This window comes from Paenibacillus sp. Soil766 (genome assembly GCF_001428105.1).
Classification (GTDB): Bacteria; Bacillota; Bacilli; order Paenibacillales; family NBRC-103111; genus Paenibacillus_E.
In genome coordinates, this window is the sequence record NZ_LMSJ01000025.1 from 51,577 (window position 1) to 74,254 (window position 22,678).

At 45.2% G+C, this 22,678-nt stretch carries 21 protein-coding genes; 8 read left to right on the forward strand and 13 right to left on the reverse strand.

What is annotated here, in order from left to right; genetic code table 11:
* Positions 1-212: 212 nt before the first annotated feature.
* The 4 genes from ASG89_RS37195 to ASG89_RS20175 form a co-directional block, all read right to left on the reverse strand.
* Entirely contained in the window at positions 213-389 is a 177-nt protein-coding gene (locus ASG89_RS37195) for a hypothetical protein (RefSeq protein WP_200963503.1), read from the reverse strand.
* 99 nt (positions 390-488) lie between these two features.
* The gene (locus tag ASG89_RS20165; protein ID WP_057312877.1) at positions 489-947 is read right to left on the reverse strand and encodes a hypothetical protein; all 459 of its coding nucleotides are present in this window, start codon (positions 945-947) and stop codon (positions 489-491) included.
* A 52-nt stretch (positions 948-999) separates the two neighbouring features.
* Positions 1,000-1,362 (reverse strand): hypothetical protein, encoded by a 363-nt coding sequence (locus ASG89_RS20170; RefSeq protein WP_057312878.1) that lies wholly within the window; start codon positions 1,360-1,362, stop codon positions 1,000-1,002.
* Positions 1,359-2,555 carry a ParM/StbA family protein gene (locus ASG89_RS20175; protein ID WP_057312879.1) on the reverse strand — a complete coding sequence of 399 codons (1,197 nt, stop codon included), beginning with the start codon at positions 2,553-2,555 and terminating at the stop codon, positions 1,359-1,361. The genes ASG89_RS20170 and ASG89_RS20175 overlap by 4 nt, the downstream gene beginning before the upstream one ends.
* 265 nt (positions 2,556-2,820) lie before the next feature.
* Between ASG89_RS20175 and ASG89_RS20180 the strand changes: the two genes are divergently transcribed.
* Positions 2,821-3,756 carry a phosphodiester glycosidase family protein gene (locus tag ASG89_RS20180; RefSeq protein ID WP_057312880.1) on the forward strand — a complete coding sequence of 312 codons (936 nt, stop codon included), beginning with the start codon at positions 2,821-2,823 and terminating at the stop codon, positions 3,754-3,756.
* Positions 3,757-3,773: 17 nt separating this feature from the next.
* Positions 3,774-4,784, forward strand: a complete 1,011-nt coding sequence (locus ASG89_RS20185) for a bifunctional glycosyltransferase family 2/GtrA family protein (protein WP_057312881.1) — start codon at positions 3,774-3,776, stop codon at positions 4,782-4,784.
* A 40-nt stretch (positions 4,785-4,824) separates the two neighbouring features.
* On the opposite strand, the gene ASG89_RS20190 is transcribed toward ASG89_RS20185, so the two are convergent.
* Positions 4,825-8,244, reverse strand: coding sequence for a glycoside hydrolase family 2 TIM barrel-domain containing protein (locus ASG89_RS20190; RefSeq protein WP_057312882.1), 3,420 nt, complete (start codon positions 8,242-8,244; stop codon positions 4,825-4,827).
* Positions 8,245-8,541: 297 nt separating this feature from the next.
* Between ASG89_RS20190 and ASG89_RS20195 the strand changes: the two genes are divergently transcribed.
* The 4 genes from ASG89_RS20195 to ASG89_RS20210 are packed head-to-tail and all read left to right on the forward strand — an operon-like array spanning position 8,542 to position 12,503.
* The gene (locus ASG89_RS20195) at positions 8,542-9,624 is read left to right on the forward strand and encodes an iron-siderophore ABC transporter substrate-binding protein (RefSeq protein WP_057312883.1); all 1,083 of its coding nucleotides are present in this window, start codon (positions 8,542-8,544) and stop codon (positions 9,622-9,624) included.
* Positions 9,625-9,628: 4 nt separating this feature from the next.
* The gene (locus ASG89_RS20200) at positions 9,629-10,669 is read left to right on the forward strand and encodes a FecCD family ABC transporter permease (RefSeq protein WP_057312884.1); all 1,041 of its coding nucleotides are present in this window, start codon (positions 9,629-9,631) and stop codon (positions 10,667-10,669) included.
* Positions 10,666-11,697, forward strand: coding sequence for a FecCD family ABC transporter permease (locus ASG89_RS20205; protein ID WP_057312885.1), 1,032 nt, complete (start codon positions 10,666-10,668; stop codon positions 11,695-11,697). Before ASG89_RS20200 ends, ASG89_RS20205 begins: the two co-directional genes overlap by 4 nt.
* Positions 11,697-12,503: an ABC transporter ATP-binding protein gene (locus ASG89_RS20210; RefSeq protein ID WP_057312886.1), complete on the forward strand. Its 807-nt coding sequence runs from the start codon at positions 11,697-11,699 to the stop codon at positions 12,501-12,503. The genes ASG89_RS20205 and ASG89_RS20210 overlap by 1 nt, the downstream gene beginning before the upstream one ends.
* Positions 12,504-12,584: 81 nt before the next feature.
* Here ASG89_RS20210 and ASG89_RS20215 read toward each other — a convergent pair whose 3' ends face one another.
* Together ASG89_RS20215 and ASG89_RS20220 are read right to left on the reverse strand one after the other, a co-directional pair.
* Entirely contained in the window at positions 12,585-14,963 is a 2,379-nt protein-coding gene (locus ASG89_RS20215) for a discoidin domain-containing protein (protein ID WP_235549844.1), read from the reverse strand.
* 114 nt (positions 14,964-15,077) lie between these two features.
* Complete coding sequence (locus ASG89_RS20220) at positions 15,078-15,419, reverse strand: winged helix-turn-helix transcriptional regulator (protein ID WP_057312888.1); 342 nt, start codon at positions 15,417-15,419, stop codon at positions 15,078-15,080.
* A 135-nt stretch (positions 15,420-15,554) separates the two neighbouring features.
* On the opposite strand from ASG89_RS20220, the gene ASG89_RS20225 reads away from it, so the two are divergent.
* Positions 15,555-15,908 (forward strand): DoxX family protein, encoded by a 354-nt coding sequence (locus tag ASG89_RS20225; RefSeq protein WP_057312889.1) that lies wholly within the window; start codon positions 15,555-15,557, stop codon positions 15,906-15,908.
* A 12-nt stretch (positions 15,909-15,920) separates the two neighbouring features.
* Here the strand turns inward: ASG89_RS20225 and ASG89_RS20230 are convergent, their stop codons facing one another.
* From ASG89_RS20230 to ASG89_RS20250, 5 genes are all read right to left on the reverse strand, one after another.
* On the reverse strand, positions 15,921-16,250 hold the full coding sequence (locus tag ASG89_RS20230; protein WP_057312890.1) for a hypothetical protein: 330 nt from the start codon (positions 16,248-16,250) through the stop codon (positions 15,921-15,923).
* Positions 16,251-16,336: 86 nt separating this feature from the next.
* On the reverse strand, positions 16,337-16,798 hold the full coding sequence (locus tag ASG89_RS20235; RefSeq protein WP_057312891.1) for a hypothetical protein: 462 nt from the start codon (positions 16,796-16,798) through the stop codon (positions 16,337-16,339).
* 79 nt (positions 16,799-16,877) lie between these two features.
* Positions 16,878-17,480, reverse strand: coding sequence for a class I SAM-dependent methyltransferase (locus ASG89_RS20240; protein WP_057312892.1), 603 nt, complete (start codon positions 17,478-17,480; stop codon positions 16,878-16,880).
* A gap of 94 nt (positions 17,481-17,574) precedes the next feature.
* Positions 17,575-18,237 (reverse strand): hypothetical protein, encoded by a 663-nt coding sequence (locus ASG89_RS20245; RefSeq protein WP_057312893.1) that lies wholly within the window; start codon positions 18,235-18,237, stop codon positions 17,575-17,577.
* 84 nt (positions 18,238-18,321) lie between these two features.
* Positions 18,322-18,900: a TetR/AcrR family transcriptional regulator gene (locus ASG89_RS20250; protein WP_057312894.1), complete on the reverse strand. Its 579-nt coding sequence runs from the start codon at positions 18,898-18,900 to the stop codon at positions 18,322-18,324.
* A gap of 166 nt (positions 18,901-19,066) precedes the next feature.
* Between ASG89_RS20250 and ASG89_RS20255 the strand changes: the two genes are divergently transcribed.
* Positions 19,067-20,017 carry a ketopantoate reductase family protein gene (locus ASG89_RS20255; protein ID WP_063868039.1) on the forward strand — a complete coding sequence of 317 codons (951 nt, stop codon included), beginning with the start codon at positions 19,067-19,069 and terminating at the stop codon, positions 20,015-20,017.
* Between the two features lie 108 nt (positions 20,018-20,125).
* On the opposite strand, the gene helD is transcribed toward ASG89_RS20255, so the two are convergent.
* Positions 20,126-22,537 (reverse strand): RNA polymerase recycling motor HelD, encoded by a 2,412-nt coding sequence (gene helD, locus ASG89_RS20260; RefSeq protein WP_057312895.1) that lies wholly within the window; start codon positions 22,535-22,537, stop codon positions 20,126-20,128.
* Positions 22,538-22,678: the final 141 nt, after the last annotated feature.

Below are 22,678 nucleotides of genomic sequence, written 5' to 3' on the forward strand. Positions count from 1 at the left end.
ATTGTATGTAACATTGAAGCCACCGACAGAGCTATCTGACAAGTCGCTAACAATTGATATATTTCCAGAGTTCAAAATGGATAGTATTCAGCAAGCTTTTGAAGTCGCACCTTCAGGAAAGAGGAATAACGATTGATTTTAGAGAAAAGAGAGACAACAAACAGACCATCCTAGGTAGGATGGTCTTACTTTGTAAACTATAACGAAGCCCCTTATTCGTGCTGCCCTTGATCGCTCAAATCCTCTGTCGAAGGAACGTCGCATGCCTGGTTGGCTGCCGCTTCAAACTCTGCCTCATTGCTCGATCCCAGCTTGTCACCAAACTGGTCCAGCCTGCCTGGGTGCCCTGCTGGTCCGTCATTATCTGGCTTATTATTTCTTCCGCTCACATGATCACCTCTTAGCGTTAATGGTTGAGTTGCCAAACGCATTAGCCTTGGCATACGTTTTAGTTTGTCTCGTTTAGCGCCAAACCATCCTCGCTGATCTCAGTCCGCAATTTGCAGCCATTCAGGGTATTCATCTAAGTAGCCGTGTTGACTTAACTCTCGTAACGAGTTGCAAATGCTAAGCTCATCCTCGCTAGATTGGCTCGTTAATTCAAGTAAGTCATGTAAATGAACATGCGGGTTCTCTTTGCAAAAGAGAAGTAAACCCTTAGCCGCCCATGAGAGGCGGTCATCTTGGAAATCTCCGACCATCCGGCGAAACAGCTTGTGCGGAAGGATTTTAAGATCGACGAGGTCTTGCAGTGCCTTCATCGTCTGCTTGTCCGTCATTCTCCCAAGAATCGCAATCTCCGATACCTCAGGGAAGTTAGACTCGGAGCCAAAACTTTTCAAAATAATGTAGACCATTTGAGAACATATATCTAGACCTGGTTGACGGAAAATATCATCCGACAGTGTAAAATTACGTGTACCCTCGCTTACTTGTCCATTAGACATGTTGATGTCCTCCTTTTCATTATGCTCGGAGTTCACCCCACCCGTTTACATCCTACATAAGCTTGCCAGCATTCCGACCAGCTTGCCGAAATATATCTTCTAAACTGAAGTTCTTCTGTCTGTTAGAAACCGGGATATCCTCAGATTCCTGGTGTTCCATGGGTGCGGTTAAGAACATATCATCCTCTACGAATGATTCGATATCATGATTTGGATCCTCTTCGCCTACCAACGCAGCTAGTGATTGTTCACGAAGGATATGTTTTGTCAAAATCTCCATAATGCCATGACTAAACATGCCTTCAGCTTTCAACTGGTTCATATACGCAATAACCTCTGGCGGTGTTTCTGTCGGAATGTATAGCGTCACATCCTTACCTGGACTCACCAGAACAGTCGATCTCCGTTTCTTCAATCCGCTCCGCTCCCAGCCTCAGTTTCCTTCTGGGTTTCTAGGCTTGCCGCTGCTTCATCATTCGTATGTTTCAAGGCATGCTCCAGCAAAAAGAAAGTACCGCGCACATTACGGAATTGACTGTACTCTGATTTATCAAATCGGATTGGCAAGCCTAACTCGGCATTTAATTTCTCGATCCAAGGTTGCAGAACGATGGCCCCGCCACCGATAAACCAAAACTCATTGGCATAGCGAACATGTTTCCACGAGTTGCGGGCGTATTTTAACACCTTCTCGGCTAGGATGCGCATGTGACGGTTGACGAGGTTCGTCATGTCAAAAGCCACTTTACCCTCAGCGTAAATTTCATACTCCTTGTTGACTAACATGATCGTCAGTTCGGCTGTGCTTGAGATTAACTCTTCTCCTTGAGCGTTGATTTCATTCCGTATGCTTTCCAACGCATCGTTTAGGTAGATTTTCGCCCCCGTTGAATGCCGTTGATCCAGATCAAGCCCTGGTCTGAAAAAAGCAATATCCATATCAACACCGCCAACATCTGCAATCCCGAAGCCTTTATGTGACAGCTGTGACTTGGATGTAGCCTCCATGTCATAGACACCTGACACATCGTCAATGCTGATATCCGATGGCAACGTAAACTCCATGTCTACCGTTACGCCTTTAAATATCGGTGTCGTAACAAACGTAATAGAATGAATGCCGCCTGTAATCTTATGTGCAAATTCTTCGCTAAATTTCGTTATTTCTCTTATGGGTAGTCCCGTTCCTAAGTACACCGTAGCTTTAATACGATTCTTGCCGCGTTTAATTGCATCCCCATGCTTCGTGGCAATGGCATATGCCGCAGCCGTTAGGAGTGTTACCATGGTTTCAGGCCGCTGAGCCTTCTTTTGTACCGCTTTATCTCCTACAATTTCATGCACAATTCCTTCGTCACCGATAGCCAAGTTTCCAACGTAGACATGACGATATTGCTCTGAATCAATCGCTGACGATGTGATTTGCACATCTAAGAAATCCAAGGGATCTCCTTGCTCCATCAGCAAAAATCGCTCCCCAAATGGTTGTGCGACAACATTAGGGAAAATAAAGCTGTTGTTCAACTCATCATAGATGCCTTTAATATGACTGCTGCCATTATCAATGGATAAGTGAATAGTTGTGGTAAGAATATCATGTTTGGCCATGTCTATTTCCTCTCCCAACCTTATTGAAATACTATAATAGATTCGGTTGAAAGAGGAGATTTAAGACGGTTATTAGGAATTATTAACAATTTTGTTTTGGGGAGGAAATAAAGTTTACCCTTTAAAGTTTGGAATTTAAAGTTTAAAGCTTAAACTCTAAACTTTAAACTTTATACATACTTACCCTCCTATCCTTCAGGCATTTAAGCTTCACTAAAGGTTACCGTTCTAAGATAGTTATATGAACCGAAAAGGAGTGATCATCATGTTCCGCCATCGACAAAAAACCAAAATTATCACCATCATAGCTATATGTCTGCTTATCATCGCTGCGATTCTCTACTGGCTTGCTAATCGTTATTTATTCGAGCACGTTGAGGTCGTTGTCGCTCCGAACAACGTCGTGACGCAAGAAGAGCCCGCCAAACAAATAACGCCACAAGCGCAATACGATGACTGGAATTACAAGGATGATAACCAGACGATTCGTATCAAACAGGTGCAAACGGGCTCCGGATCTAGTGCAATCACCTATTTCGTCGCCGACGTGACTTTCAACAAAAGCACAAGCCTAAGCACAGCGTTCGCTAAGAATGCTTTTGGCACGAACATCATCGAGAACACTTCGACGATCGCGGCTAGCAACAATGCCCTATTCGCGATTAATGGCGATTACTATGGCTTTCGCAACGACGGTGTCATCATCCGAGGCGGCACCGTTTACCGCGATGATCCAGCGCGTGACGGCTTAGCCCTTCTCAGGGACGGCACCTTGCTGTCTTATAACGAAGAGGAGCTCTCTTCCGATGATTTACTCAGCAAGGGAACAACCAACACCTTTTCCTTCGGCCCTACCCTCGTCAAAGATGGCGAGATAGCCGGAGATTTCTCCGCCGTGCAAATTGACAAAAACTTTGGAAATCGCTCGATTCAAGATGCCAATCCGCGCACCGGTATCGGGATGATCTCGCCGAATCACTTTTTGTTTATCGTGGTGGACGGGCGAAAAACCAACTATAGCCGCGGCATGACGTTAACCGAATTTGCAAATCTATTCCATGAACTCGGCGCTACCGAAGCCTATAATCTCGATGGCGGGGGCTCTTCCACGATGTATTTCATGGGCAGAGTCGTTAACAATCCGCTGGGCAAAGGCAATGAACGAGGCGTAAGTGACATTATCTATATTCCTAAATCTTAGCAAGGAGGACTGATACAATGACTATCCTCATCCCCTCCTACGAGCCGGACGAAAGGTTAATTTCTCTTATCCATAAACTAAAAGAAGTCAGCGACGCTTCGATCCTTGTCGTTGACGATGGCAGCGGTGAAGAGTACCGCCCTATTTTCGATTCAGCGAAGCAAGCCGGTTGTACCGTGCTAACGCACAGGATGAACCAAGGCAAAGGCAGCGCATTGAAAACGGGCTTTGATTATGTGAGACAGCATGGTGGAAGTGATGGCGTTGTCTGCGCCGACAGCGATGGACAGCATCTGCCGGAAGATATTCTAAGACTCACGAAAGCCGTTCGTGAGCACCGTAATCATATCGTACTGGGAAGCAGACAATTCACGGGCAAGGTTCCCCTGCGCAGTCGCATCGGAAATTCGGCTACGAGGCTGGTTTACGCTTTGGCCACGGGTAAGCCCATACAAGATACGCAAACTGGCCTGCGGGGCTATTCACCGGAAATGTTGGATTGGCTATGCCAAATTCCAGGAAATCGCTTCGAGTATGAAATGAATATGCTTCTCGAGGCACCTAAAGTGGGATACGACTTGGTAGAGGTACCGATCGACACCATCTATTTGGACGATAATAAATCTTCTCATTTTCGCCCATTGGCCGATTCCGCCAGAGTTTACTTTCCTTTCCTGAAATTCTGTGCATCTTCGGGATTCGCCGCGATCTTGGATTTTATACTGCTGCTCTTGCTGCAATGGATGGCTTCAAGTCTGCTCTTATCCGTCATGGGATCGCGGCTGTTCAGTTCCATATTCAATTACACCATGAATCGGAAATTTGTATTTGCCCAAAGAAATGGGATTGCAATCCGCAAATCATTGCCACGTTATTTCTCTCTCGTTATCATTATCATGTTGTTGAATTATGGTATCATTCATCTTTTTCATGAAAACATCGGTATCCCGCTCGTCGCTGCAAAACTCATGACGGAAGCACTCTTATTCGCCTTCAGCTATTGGGCACAGCGAAAATTCGTATATTGACATGCAAAGAGCCACTTCCTTCCTGGAAGTGGCTTTTATCTCATCGCTCAAATCGGAACCAGCCGAAATCAAATTGGCTTCCCGGGAGGAAAATGAAAGTCACTTTTTGCAGGCCTGCCACTTTTGCCAATGCAAATACTTGCTCTTCATACCCATCGGAATGTGTAAAATCAACAAGTTGAACACTTTCGCCCTCATCATTGGCGAATCGGATGTGAATCGTGTTCTTCTCAATAGGTGATCGGCCAAATATAACAAGCTTCGCAGTACCTTCACGCGCAAAATCCATAGCTTCGAACTCTAGAGATACGTTATTTCCGATACCTTCCACGCCATTTGCTGTTATGGCAAAGGTATCCCCATAAATGCGGTCGCACTCCGCAGCGCTATTTTGCGCCAAGGCCCTAATCTTCTGCTCAAATGAAAACCCCTTGATATGTACCTTCTGACGAAGGACAAAGCAAATAGAAGTAATACCGCGAAGTCTTTTGGACAGGTGATAGGTTTCTTCTTGATACACATTCCACTTCGATTCTTTGTGATACATGACATCTGCTAGCAATTCACTGCCCGGTTCATCAGGCATCCCTTCCCAAATTTGCAGGGCATACGGTTCACTTGTTAAGGCAAAAATGGGCATCGTAATCGTATCAGCCCCATAAGAGCCAAAGTCGATTTCACGAAAACCTACTTGGGTTTCACCATCTCTACTTGTAGCTACACCTCTTTCATTTCCGTTGCTCACTTCGCCTTTACTATAATCAAAGAGTCCCGCAGATATGAATGCATAAGGATCCTTATACGCCGTGCCAAGCCCAACTGCCTTAAACTCTAGCTGGGAAATAAGCTTCGTCTTGTCTGTACCATTCTTACTCATGCAACGAAGTCGGAATTCGCCATCGCCGATGGCTGTAACCTTCGCTTCATGACCCAATGCTTCTACTTTGGCAATGTTGGAGGCAATCCCTGCATCATTCACTACACGCCACTCTACTTCTTGATAGGAAGTATCTTCCGGATATAGCTGTACCCGTACGACCATCTCTTGTCCCGAGGGGTCGAACGTTTGGCCGAGGTCGCTTATGATGTCCATTTTCCGCAGAGGTATTTCCTGCTTATTTCCCACAACACACGGCAGCTCCAGATTCCGCTCTGAGGCAGCAATCCCCTCAACGATTTCATCGTTTGCTTGAAGTGACGCCAACTCAGCGATCTGGCTGGTTAACCCTTTGGAAGACACCTCGATATGGATTTTTCCGGGTTCTAATGTTGCCCCTATAATCGCCATGAGCTTACCGCTGAACAGTCGTCTGCTTGTCCCTTTATACGGATCCGTGTCGGTGCTGTCGCCATTATCCAGGCCAATTAATCGGCCCGCGCCGGTAACATCCACATGCACGCGATTATTCGCATTGGCTACAGGGTTACCATCCTGATCTGCCATAGTTATTTCTACAAAAATGACGTCCGTACCGTTAGCATAAAGTATCTCTTTATCCGCCTGTAAGCCAATTTGTGCCGCATCCCCAAAGGATTTTTGGACATCTGTCGCTATCACATGACCTGCTTCATCGTAGGCTAACGCTATTAATTCCCCTTTCGCATAGGGAAGCTTCCACCATCCTGCAAGTTGAGTACCATGTACATGGTCAATCTCATGGGTACCTATGGTCACGCCATTGAATTGCAGCTCAATTCTCGGCGCATTTGAACACACGCGAACATCAATCAGCTGACCCTCATTGAAATCCCAATATGGGAAAATATGCACCATTGGCTTCTGCTTATAATCTGTCCATGCTGATTGATATATGTAGTAAGAATCCTTTTTAAACGTAGCTGTATCTATCTGTCCAAAATAGGAATTCTTCGTATGATATGGGGTCGGTTCACCAATATAGTCAAAACCTGTCCATATAAATTGACCCAGGGAGAAGGGGGCATTTCGTTCTGCTAGAATACAGGCTTCTGCTGACTTAGCTCCCCAGCTCGTTGAACTGTTCCCCAGAGCAGAACACTGCTCGTCGTCATCGGCAAGAATCGATCTTTCAAAAGGAAAATGATAAATTCCCCTGCTTTGTACGACAGAGGCCGTCTCACTGCCGTAGATGATCCAGTCCGGATGCTCCTCATGATGCTTGTGATAATATTTTTCTGCATAATTATATCCTGCAACCTTCACGATATCCGCGCATTTCTGAGCGTTCTCCCAAGGCATATAATTCGAACCAATGGTCACTCTAGCATTCTGCATGGGATCGTACTTGAGCACTTCATCCATCAACATTTGCGTTACTTCTTGCCCTCTCGCATCTGCATGGGTATCATAAATCTCATTGCCAATGCTCCACATCAGTAAACTCGGACGATTCCGATCCCGCATGACCCAACTTTTCACATCTATTTGAGCCCATTCCTTAAAAAACCTTGCATAATCATACGGGGTTTTGGATCTTTCCCACATATCAAAAGCTTCCGAGACAACCAGAAGTCCCATCTCATCTGCTAAATCCATCCATTCTACTGCAGGCATATTGTGAGCAGTACGGATCGCATTAACGCCCATCTCCTTCAAAATCACAAACCGTCTTCTCAGCGCTTCTTTATTAAACGCGGCCCCTAGAGCTCCTAGATCATGATGTTCACAAACCCCATTTAACTTCATGTGTGTGCCGTTTAACTGCAGACCTTGCCCGGGGTCAAGAATGATTTCTCGAAACCCGATATTTTGCGTTATCGTTTCAATCGCCTGCTCAGACACAACAAGCTGTAATTGGGTTACAACCTGATACAACTGAGGATCGTCCGTACTCCACAACCGCGGTTCTTTCACCACTAGCCGTTGCTGATGACGTGAATGTGGATCCACACCTGCAGCAACTTTGGCTGAAGTCGCAGCCACCATCTGATCCTTATATAAAATCGTATGAGAGATTCGCACATCTTCATAGAGGTTCATCTCTGTTTCAATATTGACCTGCCAACCGCCATCTTCCCGCTTCGTTGTGATATAAATCCCATCCGTAACAATATAATTGCGATCCCTTGTTTTTAGCCACACATTCCGATAGATACCAGCCCCCGAGTACCATCTGCTATTCGGGCTTTGGTGTACGGCTTTCACAAGAATTTCATTCTCGCCCCCCACCAACGCAGCTGTAATCTCGTGTTCATAGGAGGAGTATCCATTCTTCCATTCCCCAACAAATTGACCATTTACATAGAGGGATGAGTTCATATAAACACCCTCGAAGTTCAGCAAAATCTGCTTAGCATCACTCGTATTTGTAAACCTCTTGCGATACCAACCAATACTATTTTCATACAAATCTAACGTATTATAAATAAGCCAATCATGGGGAATATCTACCGGTTCATATAGGAGGGCAGCGCTTTCAATTACGTCTAAACTGCTCTTGGTAAATTCCCAACCATCATTAAATCGTGTTCTCTTATTCATTGTTGGCGTGCTCTCTTTCTTCATTGGTTTGATAGATGAGTATATGGTATATAAGAAGCTCGTGATGAAAAATAGTCTCTATTATTATATAGCAAAAAAGATCCTAGAAAGGGAATTTCCTACGTCAGCATTTACTTTTTTAACCACCGGTTAAACATTCACCCTTCGGACATAGGAAATCTTTCTTGCAAAACTTTTCATTGACAACCTGCTGACTTGGATTTAAATTAGTATGATAGTGATAATCATTATCAGTAATTTACAAATACAAATTGAGAATAAGGACGGGTCTACACAATGAATGCAAAACGAAAACTCTCTTTTAAAACGCTAGTTATTTCTGCTGCTATTATGATCCCGCTAGTTGGTTGTGCATCGGAAAAGTCAGGCTCCACACCTGTAAGCACGACACCTGCAGCAACTCCGGCTGCGACTGCGGCTGCAACAGCTGCGGCAAGTACTACCCCAGATGCTGCGAAATATCCGATTACCATCAAGCACGCTTTTGGCGAAACGGTTGTTAAAAGCAAGCCTGCACGAGTTGCTACCATTCAATGGGCTAACCATGATGTTGTACTTGCGCTAGGTGTTGTACCCGTAGGTTTCTCAGCGGCAAATTACGGCGTTCAGGATAAAAGTGGACTTTTGCCTTGGACAGCTAAGAAGCTTAAGGACCTTGGCGTAGATAAACCGAATGTTTTCCAAGATACAGATGGACTTAATTTCGAGGCTATTTCTGCATCAAAACCCGATGTCATTCTCGCTGCTTATTCCGGGATCACACAAAAAGATTACGAAACGCTAAGCAAAATCGCTCCCGTTGTAGCCTATGAGAAAAGCCCTTGGGTAACGACATGGCGTGAGCAAGTCCTGTTCAATGCAACAGGCATGGGGATGAGAGCAGAAGGTGAAAAACTGATTAAGGACACCGAAGAGCTGATTAAGAAAAAAGCAAGCGAGTATCCGCAGTTGAAAGGTAAAAAAATTGCATTTACTAACTTCTCAGCGAAGGACTTATCCAAAATTAATATTTATACAGCTGCTGACCCTCGCGGTGCTTTCCTAATTGAGCTAGGCATGGTTTATTCGGAAGGCGTAATGAAAAAAATTACAGATCCAACCGCCTACAACTTGAAATTAAGCTCTGAGAATGCTGACGCTCTTAACGATGCAGATCTCTTGATCGGGTATGGGGACGACGCTTTATTACAAGCCGTTAAAGCGGATCCTATTCTAGGTAATATTCCAGCAGTTCAAAAAGGTGCTGTTGTGCTGATCGGTAACGGTACTCCTCTAGCGGCTTCTGGAAACCCTAATCCACTTTCGATTTCTTATACGATCGATGAATACTTGAAATTAATCGCGGCAGCAATTAAATAGATCCATGAATCGTTCATCGGTCTCAGACAGCACTCAACTAAACTCACATATGCCGAAACATTTTATGATGGTACTTCTGATCTGTCTTGTGTTGCTCATCATTTGCGTAATTACATCCCTGGCCTTTGGCTCTCGAATGGTGAGATTACATGATATCATCGATGGTTTATTTCACCCAAACATCGATTCATACGGGGCAAGCATAGTTCGAAAACGGTTCTCCCGAACCGTTTTCGGTTTGTTTTGCGGGGCGGCACTCGGTGTTTCCGGTGCGCTGATGCAAGCGGTCACACGTAATCCCATTGCTGATCCGAGTATTCTTGGGGTTAACACGGGCGCATCCTTGTTCGTCGTTTGTGGCATTGCCTTCCTAAACATATCAACGGCAAATCAATATATTTGGTTGGCTTTAGCAGGAGCTGCGATTACCGCGATTTTCGTATTTGGTATCGGCTCCATGGGGCGTGGCGGTGCTACGCCCATTAAGCTGCTTTTGGCTGGGGCTGCCACAAGTGCCGCCCTCTCTTCGTTGGTCAGTGCCATTATGGTGCCACGCTCTTATGTCATGGATCAATTCCGATTTTGGCAAGTGGGTAGTGTGGGGTCGGCGACCTGGGACGCTGTTGCTACTTTTACCCCGTTCCTGATCATCGGCATACTGATCGGTATTATTTCTGGCCCCGCACTCAATGCGTTAGCACTGGGAGATGAGCTAGCGACTGGGTTAGGGATCCGAACAGGTACATTACGGTTTATTGCAGCTTTTGCAGGGGTTATTCTGTGCGGCGCAACGACTGCGCTTGCAGGACCTATTGGCTTTATCGGGCTTATCTCGACTCATGTTATTCGCCTGATACTTGGTCCCGACTTGCGTTTCGTTATTCCGATGTCAGCTCTTTCAGGTGCCATCATTCTGACGATATCTGATGTCATCGGCCGGCTGCTCGGTAGCCCTGGAGAGCTTGAGGTTGGTGTCGTTACTGCATTTATCGGAGCTCCAATACTAATCATTCTAGCGATGAAATCGAAAGTGCGTTCATTATGACAAATACATCTATTGCATTTATTATGGCGGGAAGACGTCAAAGACGCCGCCGATGGATCCTTGTTACCAGCATCCTTGCCCTACTCTCCTGCGCACTTTGCTGTGCCATGCTTTTACTGGGAACCACGTTTTACCCAGTTAAAGATGTCATCCGCGTGCTGATGGGGGAAGAGGTTCAAGGTGTGTCATTTCCGATTAACTCTGTACGTTTACCGAGAATGTTAGCAGGCCTTTTTGCCGGATTTGCTTTCGGCCTTGCAGGGAACACCTTCCAGACGATGTTGCGTAACCCCCTTGCCAACCCGAATGTCATCGGTATCACTGCTGGCTCGAGCGCGGCAGCTGTTTTTTGCATACTCATCCTTCACGCGAACGGAACTATTGTTTCCGTTGCTTCCGTGATTGCTGGACTTGCAACTGTCCTGTTTATCTATCTATTGTCCAGAGGGAAAATATTTTCAATCGGGCGATTAATCCTGATCGGCATAGGCATCCAAGCCATGCTGGACTCTGTCATATCCTATCTTCTACTGGTTGGCGCAGAGCAAGATATTCCTGCAGCGTTCAGATGGCTTACTGGCAGCCTCAATGGCGTCCAATTATATGAACTTCCGCCACTGATCATAACGATTCTGATCTTCTCGCCTCTCATTGTCGTGCTCGGCAAACATTTGAGTCTATTAGAGCTTGGTGAACAATCGGCCACTACACTCGGTGTAAACACAGACTTAACCAGAATTGCACTCATTGTGAGTGCCGTCTTACTGGTTGCTCTTGCTACTGCAACAACGGGTCCAATCGCCTTTGTCGCTTTCCTTTCGGGACCGATCGCCAAAAGATTAGTCGGGGTTGGTTTCTCCAACGTAATTCCGGCGGGTCTAGTTGGCGTTAGTTTAGTTTTGGCATCAGACCTTATCGGGCAATTCGCTTTCGAAACCAGATTCCCTGTAGGTATCATAACCGGGATACTTGGAGCACCGTATCTGATCTTCTTGCTAATCCGAATGAATCGAAAGGGAGATTTATAATGAAGCCGACACATCATTTTCAAGCTCAACAAACCGTTGCAGGCTATGATAACAAAACAATTATCCAAGGCGTCAGCCTGGTTATCCCTAGTAATAAAATAAGCGTAATTATTGGCGCCAATGCGTGTGGAAAGTCTACCCTTCTTAAAACACTGTCAAGACTTATAAAGCCGGAATCGGGGAGTATCACCCTGGATGGCAAGCAAATCGATAAGATACCGCCGAAACAATTAGCACGTGTTTTAGGACTGCTGCCGCAATCTCCGATTGTTCCTGAAGGCATCTCCGTCGCTGATTTAGTAGGACGTGGCAGATTTCCGCATCAAGCGTTATTTAGTGGATGGACCAAGAAAGATTATGAAGCTGTAGCTGAAGCCATGGAAATTATGAAAATTACTGAACTTGCCAACGCTAATATTGATGAGCTATCAGGTGGTCAAAGGCAGCGTGTCTGGATTGCGATGGCACTGGCACAACAAACTGACATTTTATTTCTAGATGAACCAACAACCTTTCTTGATATCACCTATCAGGTTGAGATCCTAGACCTACTCACTGATCTTAATCGCAAACATGGGACTACCATTGTCATGGTTCTTCATGATATTAACTTGTCGGCGCGTTATGCAGACCATATTTTTGCACTGTATCAAGGTAAGCTCGTAGCTGAGGGGGAACCCTCGAAGGTTATTACTAGCACATTGGTCAAAGATATTTTCGGGCTTGATAGCGCGGTAATCGCAGATCCTGTATCGGGCTCCCCTTTGGTCATACCCAAGGGACGCTATCATGTTCATCATGCGTAATTTCTTAACTGTATAGGTAAAAATAAACCCACTCCTCGTCACATGAACGGGAGTGGGTTTTCCTCATTTCTCAGAATAGAACTAATCCGTATAGTCATTTGGATCAGTTATACCATGAATTTGACTTAGCAGACTCTTCACATCATCACTATTAAAGACACCATCACGATTAACATCGATATGCCATTCAGAACGACTAGCGATTGCAGCTATATCTTCAATATTAATCTGATCATCTGCTATAACATCTACTGATTTAAACGTAATTATTTGTCTATCTGAGATCAGATTATTTAATTTACGTAGCTTAGTCCGTAACGCACCACGCTGTATATCTACAGTAACTATTGTTGCATTTGCTTGTATAGGTGAGGAGAGCATAAGTTTAATTGTTTGATAACTCAAATCGCTGTAATCAAAGTAAGCTTCTGCGACTGTCAATTCTTCACCATCTACACGAATATGAAACAGATTCGCTGCCAGTGTATAGCTGATGTCCAACGGGGACGCCACTTTCAGCGTGACTTCATTTCCCGCTCTATTGCTAAAGGCTGATTCCACAGATAGATCTGTTAGCACCGCTTCTTGCTCATGTAGAGCCGTTTCTGCTTGGATTAAGTGATCTAATCCGGTTACTAAAGCTTTCTGACTCTCTGTAAGCGTCTCGAATGCGGCACGTGCTGCTTGAATAGCTTCACTGTCTGATAGTTTTACAGCATCCCGATTCGGTAAATTGTAGATAGCTGCGATAACTGGTGCCGCTGCAGTTTGATCCGCCGCTTGAAGCATAAGTATTTTATTTTCTAGCGCTATCAACTTATCGACATTGTTCACTAAAGTTCGTTGGGTTACCGAGAGCGTGTCGTAGCTCGCACGTGCTGCCTGAACGGCACTAGCATCAGATAATCCCACCTTAAGTTCAGTAGGCAATGCTTCAATAGCTGCCTGCACACTGCCTGCGGCTTGTGTATCGGTTGCTGTGACATGGAGCAAAATTTCCAACTCAACAAACCCGGTAAAGGCACTTCCTTTATGCATAGTTACCTTGATTTGGTTGGTTGAGATGGGATTAAAGTTGACTGTATTCAAGGTATTTTCCTTGGTAGCTCCCGCCTTATTACTAGTAGCCGTGGAAGTTAAAGGAGTTTTAACTTGATTCGGTAGACCGATCCACTGATTATTCATCCAATATTGCACATCATAACTGGATGGGAGCTGCACACCTCCGCCATCGTTAAAGAGGTAAATCTTAATTTGGTTAAATATTTTGGACTCACCTAAATCATAAATTAAGTAATCCGATGCATTGCCACCGTAGTTCGTCCATCTATCGTGCGCGCTATCTGAATAGTCGAATAAACCATTGACCGTTCGCTGTCCATCATCTTCACCATGTCCACAACATGTATACGAGGCAATCACCTGGGGATAATCCGTCATACTCGAATATAAGGCTAGATTCTTCTCTTCATTCGAGGACAGTAAAGTAATCGATACCGGATATGCTTCGCTGAGGTTGCCTGCAGCATCTTTGACCCTAACATAAATGGTCTTCAGTCCTGCGCCTGGCGGCAATGTATAAGCTTTGAACGAATCATATGGTTCCCATTCGGACCAGATGTCATTTCCATCTGAGAATTGCATGTCACTTACGTCCGCAGATTGGCCCGTCATTTCCAGCTTAACCACATTTGAATAGGTTGCTTGTACACTTCCCTTTATTTTAGCCTGTACACTTGGTGGTGTTGTATCTAAATTAACGATTCCTACTACCGTCTCCGATGAGTTGCCTGCCGTATCCACGGCATACGCCGAAATCGTTCGATTCGAAGTCAATTTGAAAGGGGCAGCGTATGTCGAACGATTATCTCCCCACAGCTGGTATTCCATTTTCACCGTATCTGACGGATAGCTAATACTCACAGTTACTTCATGCGTTGGTAGTGTCGTCGACAACGTAATAACGGGCTTCTCAGGATCAATGGTGTCGACCACTAAGTTCTTAACAGCGCCAAGTGCGGGTAAGGCAGTTGATAGATTGGCAGGTGAGGCATTCGAAGAATCCATGATACTGCCGCCATTTAACGCGAGGGAATTTTCAGCTGACCAGTCCAAATCCGTTGAATTTTCGCCTAATTGTGGGGTATACGTAAAGAGGAGTGTGTCCGTACCGCTACCTGAGGTATATGGGGCTGTTCCTCCGCTATTCAGCGCGATGGATGGGGAACCCTCTACCGTTACTGCGCTATTAAACTTCACTGAAATCATAATCATAGTGCCAACTTTATAGGCACCATCCGGTGTTGTCGACTCGACCGACATAATCTGCGGTACTGTAATCGCATTGGAACTGTGTGGTATCTTAAGTAGTAAACCAACCACTAAGCATGCAGCTAGAATGACTTGCCCTAGATATTTCTTCAACTTATTCACCTTACTTCCTGCCATGAATTTATCCAAATTATAACATGAAGGCATGTAGGCGAATAGGTCTTTATTCCTATAAAATGCAACTCATTCGGTCGAAAGTACTGCTAGTTAAACGTACATGTTTTATTAGCGCGCTTACTACATCTACCTCTGACGATCTTCCCCGTATAAATTATTCATATGCTCCATATGAGCTGCACCCCAATCATTCAAAGGCTGTAGGACCTTACTCAAGCCCTTGCCGTATTCGGAAATTGAATATTCTACTTTTGGAGGAACTTGGTTATACACTTCACGATGTACGATATCGTTATACGCAAGTTCTCTTAATTGTTGGGTAAGCATCTTTTTATTGATATCCGGTATCGCTTTCTGAAGCTCACTGAATCTCATAGTGCCGTTTGAAATAAGCTGAAGCAGAATGACGGGTTTCCATTTTCCTACTAAAATATCTAGCGCCGATTCAAATTTACAATACTCTTTCATATAGACCACACTTCCCTTTGTTAGGTAACTTTTTATTTACTCTGTTTAGAATAAGTGCCTACTTCCTTAATCGAATACTTGCGTTTATTATACCTGTAGAGATGCTGAAAAGTAATGAGGAGGTTACACACATTCATGAATATCGCTCTATGGATCATTCAAGGTCTTGCAGCAATAGGTTTTGTCTATTCTGGTTGGTTGAAGGCATTTCAGTATGAACAAGCGAAGTCTTCTTGGGGTTGGGTAAAAGATGTTTCAAAAGGGGTCGTTGTCTTTATTGGGATCGTTGAATTACTCGGAGCACTTGGACTTATTCTGCCTCAGGCGACCAAAATTGCACCTATCCTGTCACCAATTGCTGCAACTGGACTTGCCGCAATCGTTCTTCTCGGTGCCCTATTTCATGTTTCACGCAAGGAATATCGGGAAATCGGCGTGAACATTGTGTTCTTCGCGTTAGCTGCACTTATTGCGATTTGTCGGTTTTAAGCCTGCGAACCTCTATAGGGTTTGACCCTCCACATACTCATCGAACTTAATCTTGAAGCTGTAACGGTCTGTCGTCTCATCTCGCACAATCGAAGAGAGACTAGAATTACCCTTAGGGCGAATGCCGACATTTGATATCGTTGTACCATTAATCGTAATGTCTGCTGAGATATATTCTTCTTCTGCCGCGTTGTCCAACATGGCCTGCCATTTGGTTTCATCTACGGTAATCCCAGATGTCATGATTTTACTTTTATCAACCTCATTCACATATCCAAGGGTTGTAGCTTGTGATTTATTTGACGTATGGATCGCGCAACCCGTCAGCACGGAAGTAACCATTAAGGTTATGCCGCGATTTACTTCCACCAACAGCAAAACCCGCATCAACTGATGCGGGGAGGTAAGATTTATAACAATATGAAAATCTAGTATTGTCCTTTAATTACAAAAAACGAACCCCGAATGGTTCCAGCTAATTTGGATTTCTGTCTAGCAAACTTGAACTTCGGTTCTAACTCCATTGGAATCTCCATCCCCTCAGAAAGCTTAAAACCAACGGCCCGTTTCTTAGGATCATCCACCGTATACATGACATTAACGCTAAGACCATCCTCATAGAAGACATAGGTAAACTGGATGTTTTCCACTTGAAAACGTGACGTTTCTAAAGGTTTGGCAGCAAAAGCAAGATCACGTTCTTTCAAAATGAGGTTCACATAATCAAGATTTTCCTGGCTTTCGCTAGCAGGTACGACCGTAAATTCATGTTTGTACTTGTTCATAAAGTAACGGGCTTCATTCGCACGTAAACCAGCAAGCGCTTCTGCGACAGGTGAAGACTCTAAACCTACCGTAGACACATTTTTAAAATCAACCATATATGACATTTCCATCCCTCATTTTCTATCACTATTTCCTATTATTATACCAAAAAGGAATTCAATATAAACGTTTGCGTTGCAACATTTACTTTTGAGAATCAAGAACAAACATAGATGCATCTTGTCCCATGAATATGTTACTTCCCTGATAGAATGTTTTCGATTGAATATTCCTGAACCCTATTCTCGTCATCATGTCAGTTAGCTTCTCTTGGTTAAATCCGTTATGAACCAGATCGGAAACTACGTTTTCGTTTTTATCAAAATCCACGATTACTACATGTCCTCCTTCATTGAGTACATCAAATAATCTGGATAAAACGAATTCTACATCCGGAATATGAAGTAGAACCTGCGCCATGAATATATAATCCACATGCAAATCCGATAGACCTTCCTTTTCGAAATCAAAGCATAAGGTATCTGCATTCTGAATATGTAAATCAGAAATTTTCTGCTTTAGTTGATGAATCATGTTTGGTGAAGTATCCAGAAAAAGCATCGACTTAAACTCGTTTAACAAATTCATTCCGACAAGACCGGTTCCACACCCGAAATCAATTGCATGCTTACTCTTTGCGTCAACTACATATTCACGAATGGCATCTGATGATACCTTGGCAATATGAATTCTTTCCGGCGTGTCATATACATTCGCTATCATTTCAAACTTATCCGTATTTCCCATTACGATCTCTCCAATCTAACCCGCATTACTCACATAACGGCAAACGTACAAAAAGGAGCTGGCCGCGGCAAGCTCCTGCAATAATAATACCATTTTACATACCCTTCTTGTGTAACTCACCCGAAGGTCGCGCCCATCTGCGATATTTCCTGTAACCTCGCCGAACTAAGTGCAGTAAGAATTCCGGAAGCGGTATCCTGCGCAGCCAGGGGAAATAGAAACGATCGTACGCGCGCTTCAAATCGTCCCACATCGAACAATCGTCTTCTTTCAAGAAATCCGATACATCGACAACCAAGCCTCGACCATTGTGCTGCATCACATTCTTGCCATGCACATCATGGGGTGTCAATCCTCGGCTAACCGCGTACTTCAACGCTTCATCGATATCGTTTAACACTTGACGCTTAATCGGGATGCCACGCAATAAACTTTGATACAGCGTAACGCCCGTTAATCGACGCAATGCAAGATAAGTATCACCCGCATACAGGCATTCGGAATATGCCGGGTGCTTACCCAGCCGTCGATATATTTCTTTCTCATCCTCTATACCTGGCCGTCCCGGCGCGTACACCTTTACCACCATATCCGGATAGCTTGGATGCATCAGCACAGCCGCATAATTACCCGCTCCGACAAGCCGCCACGGCTCAGGGACACTGTAAACAACGATCGGGTCATAAGTCCGCTCACTGGCAATCTGCAAATTCGGAAGCAATTCTGCTTCAATGACTTCGATCCAGCGCTTCTGCACGCCCTGTCACCCCAAACTATTATTTGGTGGTATTATACATAAATATGAAGCAATATGCTAGAACAAAATTACCTGCATATATCTTCAACGTCCGATCAGACCATATAGCATAAGTTTATATAATTCACCGACCTTCGACCTATATTCGGAAGCCGTTCCCCATTGATTTTGCATGCAACCCACAGCCTGTAGAAACTCCAATACCGTCTCTGTCGAAATTGAGGCGTCGATTGCCCCTTCCTCTCTGCCGCTTTCAATGAATGCACCCAGGATATCCATCCGAATCTCGCTCGTGCTTTTGCTGAATAACTCGACAAACACTTGGTCGTCTATCGCTTCTTTAGAGAAATAGTGTTCCATTCGTTTATTCGGCATTTCAGTGCAAAGCGCCACAGCCTGCATCAGCTTCTCTTTGAATCCAATACCCTCGTTCAATAAACGTTCCACCGCTTGTGTCGTTTCCCGCAATAGAATGCGCACACATTCCTTAACCAGTCCCTCCTTGCTTCCAAAATAATTGTAAATCGATACAGAAGAAACTCCCGAGGCGGCTGCCAACTCATTTATGCTGACACTGGTATATCCTTTTTCCCGGAATAGCTCAAGCGCCGATTGTATAATCGCCTCTTTCTTCTGATTCGTTCTGATTTCATATTTGTTCACACGAATACCCCTTTTAACATTGATACAAGTATTATCTCACAAGACAATTAGTTTTTAAACTTAATATATCATATTTAAAAACTTGTTGACATGCGCAGCACCTCAAGATATATTAGTTTTTAAATATATGACCATTAATTTAAAAACTATTACAAGGAGCCCACCTATGAAAATATTAATGTTTGGTCGTGGCGTCATTTCTGCACAGTATGGATGGGCGTTTGAAAAAGCAGGACATGAAGTCGAATTTTATGTCCGACCAGGACGGATGGAGCAATTCGGTCCGTTTATCGATTTAGATGTACTCGATGGCCGTACAAGCTTTAAAGGTGTTCCCATGAAGGAAAGATGGCCGATTCAGATGCGTGAAGAGCTTACCCACAATCATGACTATGACCTGATCGTCCTGAGCGTCAATCATAATCAATTTGAGGATGTCGTCAAAGTCATTGGTCCCTATATAGGGAAGGCAACCATCCTACTTTTCAATAATGTCTGGAAGGATCTGTCTATCTTTGCAAAGGGTCTGCCTATGGACCAGATCATTTGGGGCTTCCCTGCGGGTGGCGGGGGGTTTAGCAGCCATAATAAGTTAGAGGGCGGTTTTATGAAATCGATCTATTTGCAAACTGAAGCGACGGCGGCTTCTACATCGAGGCATCAACGTGTCGTAGCGCTTTTCCGGCAAGCGGGGTTTTCTTTTTCATGGCAAAAAGATATACAAGTCTGGTACTGGTTCCACTTCATCCTGAATGCAGGAATGGCCGCCCAGGCGTTGAAAGAAGGCAGCTATCGCAACCTCTATCAATCACATAAGAAGGTAGCAAATGCGATTTTGCTAATTCGCGAGATGCTTCCATTAATCTCAGCCAAGGGAGGCAAAATCGGTCTAGGCACTTCGCTAGCGATGCGACTCCCCGCCAGGTTAATTGGATATGCCGCGTACAATTTATTAAAAGTCAACTCGGTGCCTGCGGCCATCATGGACAGAATGGAACGTACAGCCTACATTTCGCGCGAATCGTTCGCTCACTTCCCTAATGATGTTCTGGCCGAAGCCCGTAAGCTAGGCGTATCGCTCCCTCGGCTTGAGGCTATAGAGCGGCATTTTCAATAAGTTATCGTGATAGGCTGATATACGAAAGACTGACGATCCGGTGCCGAGGCACTTCGAAAAGTCAGTCTTTGGATTGAAAGTCGTTTCTTTCGACCTCACTTTGATGCCCTACTGATTTAACTCATACAAAGACTCATCCAATTCTAGAATGAATCGTGTCCATTCACCCGTCGTGTACAGAAGAAGCCGGTGCATTGCACGTGTGCATGCCGTATAAAAAAGTTTGCGCTCGCTCTCCCGATGGTACGTCCGTGAAGAAGCATCGTAGATTAAGACGGCATCGAATTCAACGCCCTTCGCGAGATAAGCGGGAATGACCATCGTTCCCTTCTCGAAGGTAAGCGTCTGTTGCGTAACAAGTTGCAGCAACGAGCATCCCTGCGCGCTCAAGAGGTCGTAAGCTTCTCTGCTTTCGGCAGCTGTTTGCGTAATAACGGCGATGGAGTCGAAGCCTTCCGCTCGAAGAGCCGCAAGATCCCCTACCATTCGTGCCGCCAACTGCTCATCACCGCCAGCCTTACAGAGGAGCGGCTTCTTCCCGGTTCTTTCGAAAGGCACAATCTCTTTTCCATCCGGCAGCAACGACTTCGTGAACTCCACGATCTCGCGGGTTGACCGATAACTGCGAACAAGGCGAATCAAGCTAGTGTCCGTCTCGCCGTAAAGTCGGATTAGCGGCGAATCTGCCCCGTACAATTCCGTTGCCTGCGTGAAGATAGCCTGCCCGAAATCGCCGAGTACTGTCATGCGAGCTCGGGGGAACAGCTTTTTAAGATATTCATATTGAAACATCGAATAATCCTGACCCTCATCAACGAAGATATGTCGTACCTCCGTGTTCATCCGAACACCCTCCACGAGCTCCTTTACATACAGGTATGGCGTCGCATCCTCATAGAACAGTTCAAGCCGTCCAAGCTTCTCCTTCGTTTGCTCGCAGATTTCCGGCCAAAACTGCGGAACCTCGCTCTCATTCGTCATCATCGGATAATCATCCTTATTACCGAACAGTTGGACATACAGTCCAATCATGTCTATGAACAACATTCGCTTCACACTTCGCCGCAACGGTTTGAACTGCTCCTTCACGATCATGTTGCGCAGCAATTCTTCTTCCCGCTCGGCATAGTCGAAGTCGCCTTCGTCTCGCCGGCGCTTGTTCTGGAGCATCTCTTGAATGGCTTCATATTGTTCTGCAAATTCAAAGACCCCCCTCTCTTTATGCAGCTCACTATACACGGCAGCGTACTGCTCGTTGTCGAGGTAATTGAGCTCCTCTTGCACCCAGGGTTCTTCCTGCTCTTTGCGCGCCAACAAAGTCAGCTCCTTCAGCAACCACTCTTGCAGCATAGCAACGCGATTGGCCACGCGGATGGAAGGATCATAACCGTAAAACTGTGTTTCCATTTGTTTTACGGTGATCAAATCACGGTCTCGAAACCGGATGCTGTTGAATCGCATTCCCTCCTGCCCCAGCCACCTCGCATAACTCTGAAGAGCTTGAAGAAACGCTACAGACGCCTTATATGCAATCCCCTCCAACCGAGCCTCATACTCTCGCGTGGATTGTTCGGTCAGCACGTATTCGATCTGATCAAACGGGCCCTCTAGATGTAATGCCGTTCCAATCCCATATTCCAGATATTCCTGGAAGGTCGTCTGCTGCATATTTTCCTCGCCGAGCTCGGGAAGGACAGTGGATACATAGCTGTTAAACATCGGATTCGGCGAGAAAAGAACAATTTGGTCAGCCTTGAGCCGCTCTCGGTGTGTGTATAGTAAGTACGCCACCCTCTGTAGCGCCGCAGAGGTCTTCCCGCTGCCAGCCGCCCCCTGCACAATGAGCATACGGCTTTTGTCGTCGCGAATAATGGCATTTTGCTCTTTCTGGATGGTCGCCACGATGCTCTTCATCTGAGAGTCCGCACCCTTACCGAGCACCTGCTGCAGCAATTCGTCCCCGATCGTTAAGCTCGTGTCGATCACGTTCTGAAGTCGGCCCTCGCGGATCTGGTACTGCCGTTTCTGCTCCATCGTCCCCGCGATGCGTCCTCCCGGCGTGTCATAGGAGGCTGAGCCCGGGGAATAGTCGTAATACATGCTCGCAATAGGTGTTCGCCAGTCATAGACCAGAAAACTCAAGCCATCCGTATCGACAAAAGACGATACACCGATGTAGACCTGCTCACTAAAGCCCTGACCATCTTCATGAAAGTCGATGCGACCGAAGTACGGTGACTGCAATAGCCGCTTCATGCTTTTCCATTGCTGTTGTCGCAGCTTGTAGCTGCGCTCCCGTTCCGACAACAATGCTTCTTGCTGCTTAATACTATAGAAGGTCTCCTCAAAATCCTCATTCGTACTCGTGTTGACCGTGACTTCTTCCCAGAATCGTTTGCGGATATCCCCCGCCTGATTATGCAGTCCGGCCACCTCCGGTTCCAGCTCAGCGATTCTCTTTTGTAGTTTTTCCATTACCTGATACAGTCGCTCCTGTTCTTGCTTCCAAACGTTTAACATCTCCTAAACACGCTCCATCCCGAATAATTTGAGTAAAATAAACGCTTGACAATCCGCGATACCGCATGGTAAGATAATATTGTAGATATGATGCAATAACTATGAAATAAATCAATAAAAACGGTGGTTTTCTAATAATAC

What these genes read in the sequence shown, in the direction of transcription:
- ASG89_RS20165 (WP_057312877.1), bottom strand. Translation starts at nt 947, where the DNA reads ATGTCTAATGGACAAGTAAGCGAGGGTACACGTAATTTTACACTGTCG.
- ASG89_RS20175 (WP_057312879.1), bottom strand. Translation starts at nt 2,555, where the DNA reads ATGGCCAAACATGATATTCTTACCACAACTATTCACTTATCCATTGAT.
- ASG89_RS20180 (WP_057312880.1), top strand. Translation starts at nt 2,821, where the DNA reads ATGTTCCGCCATCGACAAAAAACCAAAATTATCACCATCATAGCTATA.
- ASG89_RS20185 (WP_057312881.1), top strand. Translation starts at nt 3,774, where the DNA reads ATGACTATCCTCATCCCCTCCTACGAGCCGGACGAAAGGTTAATTTCT.
- ASG89_RS20190 (WP_057312882.1), bottom strand. Translation starts at nt 8,244, where the DNA reads ATGAATAAGAGAACACGATTTAATGATGGTTGGGAATTTACCAAGAGC.
- ASG89_RS20195 (WP_057312883.1), top strand. Translation starts at nt 8,542, where the DNA reads ATGAATGCAAAACGAAAACTCTCTTTTAAAACGCTAGTTATTTCTGCT.
- ASG89_RS20200 (WP_057312884.1), top strand. Translation starts at nt 9,629, where the DNA reads ATGAATCGTTCATCGGTCTCAGACAGCACTCAACTAAACTCACATATG.
- ASG89_RS20205 (WP_057312885.1), top strand. Translation starts at nt 10,666, where the DNA reads ATGACAAATACATCTATTGCATTTATTATGGCGGGAAGACGTCAAAGA.
- ASG89_RS20210 (WP_057312886.1), top strand. Translation starts at nt 11,697, where the DNA reads ATGAAGCCGACACATCATTTTCAAGCTCAACAAACCGTTGCAGGCTAT.
- ASG89_RS20220 (WP_057312888.1), bottom strand. Translation starts at nt 15,419, where the DNA reads ATGAAAGAGTATTGTAAATTTGAATCGGCGCTAGATATTTTAGTAGGA.
- ASG89_RS20225 (WP_057312889.1), top strand. Translation starts at nt 15,555, where the DNA reads ATGAATATCGCTCTATGGATCATTCAAGGTCTTGCAGCAATAGGTTTT.
- ASG89_RS20230 (WP_057312890.1), bottom strand. Translation starts at nt 16,250, where the DNA reads ATGGTTACTTCCGTGCTGACGGGTTGCGCGATCCATACGTCAAATAAA.
- ASG89_RS20235 (WP_057312891.1), bottom strand. Translation starts at nt 16,798, where the DNA reads ATGTCATATATGGTTGATTTTAAAAATGTGTCTACGGTAGGTTTAGAG.
- ASG89_RS20240 (WP_057312892.1), bottom strand. Translation starts at nt 17,480, where the DNA reads ATGGGAAATACGGATAAGTTTGAAATGATAGCGAATGTATATGACACG.
- ASG89_RS20255 (WP_063868039.1), top strand. Translation starts at nt 19,067, where the DNA reads ATGAAAATATTAATGTTTGGTCGTGGCGTCATTTCTGCACAGTATGGA.
- helD (WP_057312895.1), bottom strand. Translation starts at nt 22,537, where the DNA reads ATGTTAAACGTTTGGAAGCAAGAACAGGAGCGACTGTATCAGGTAATG.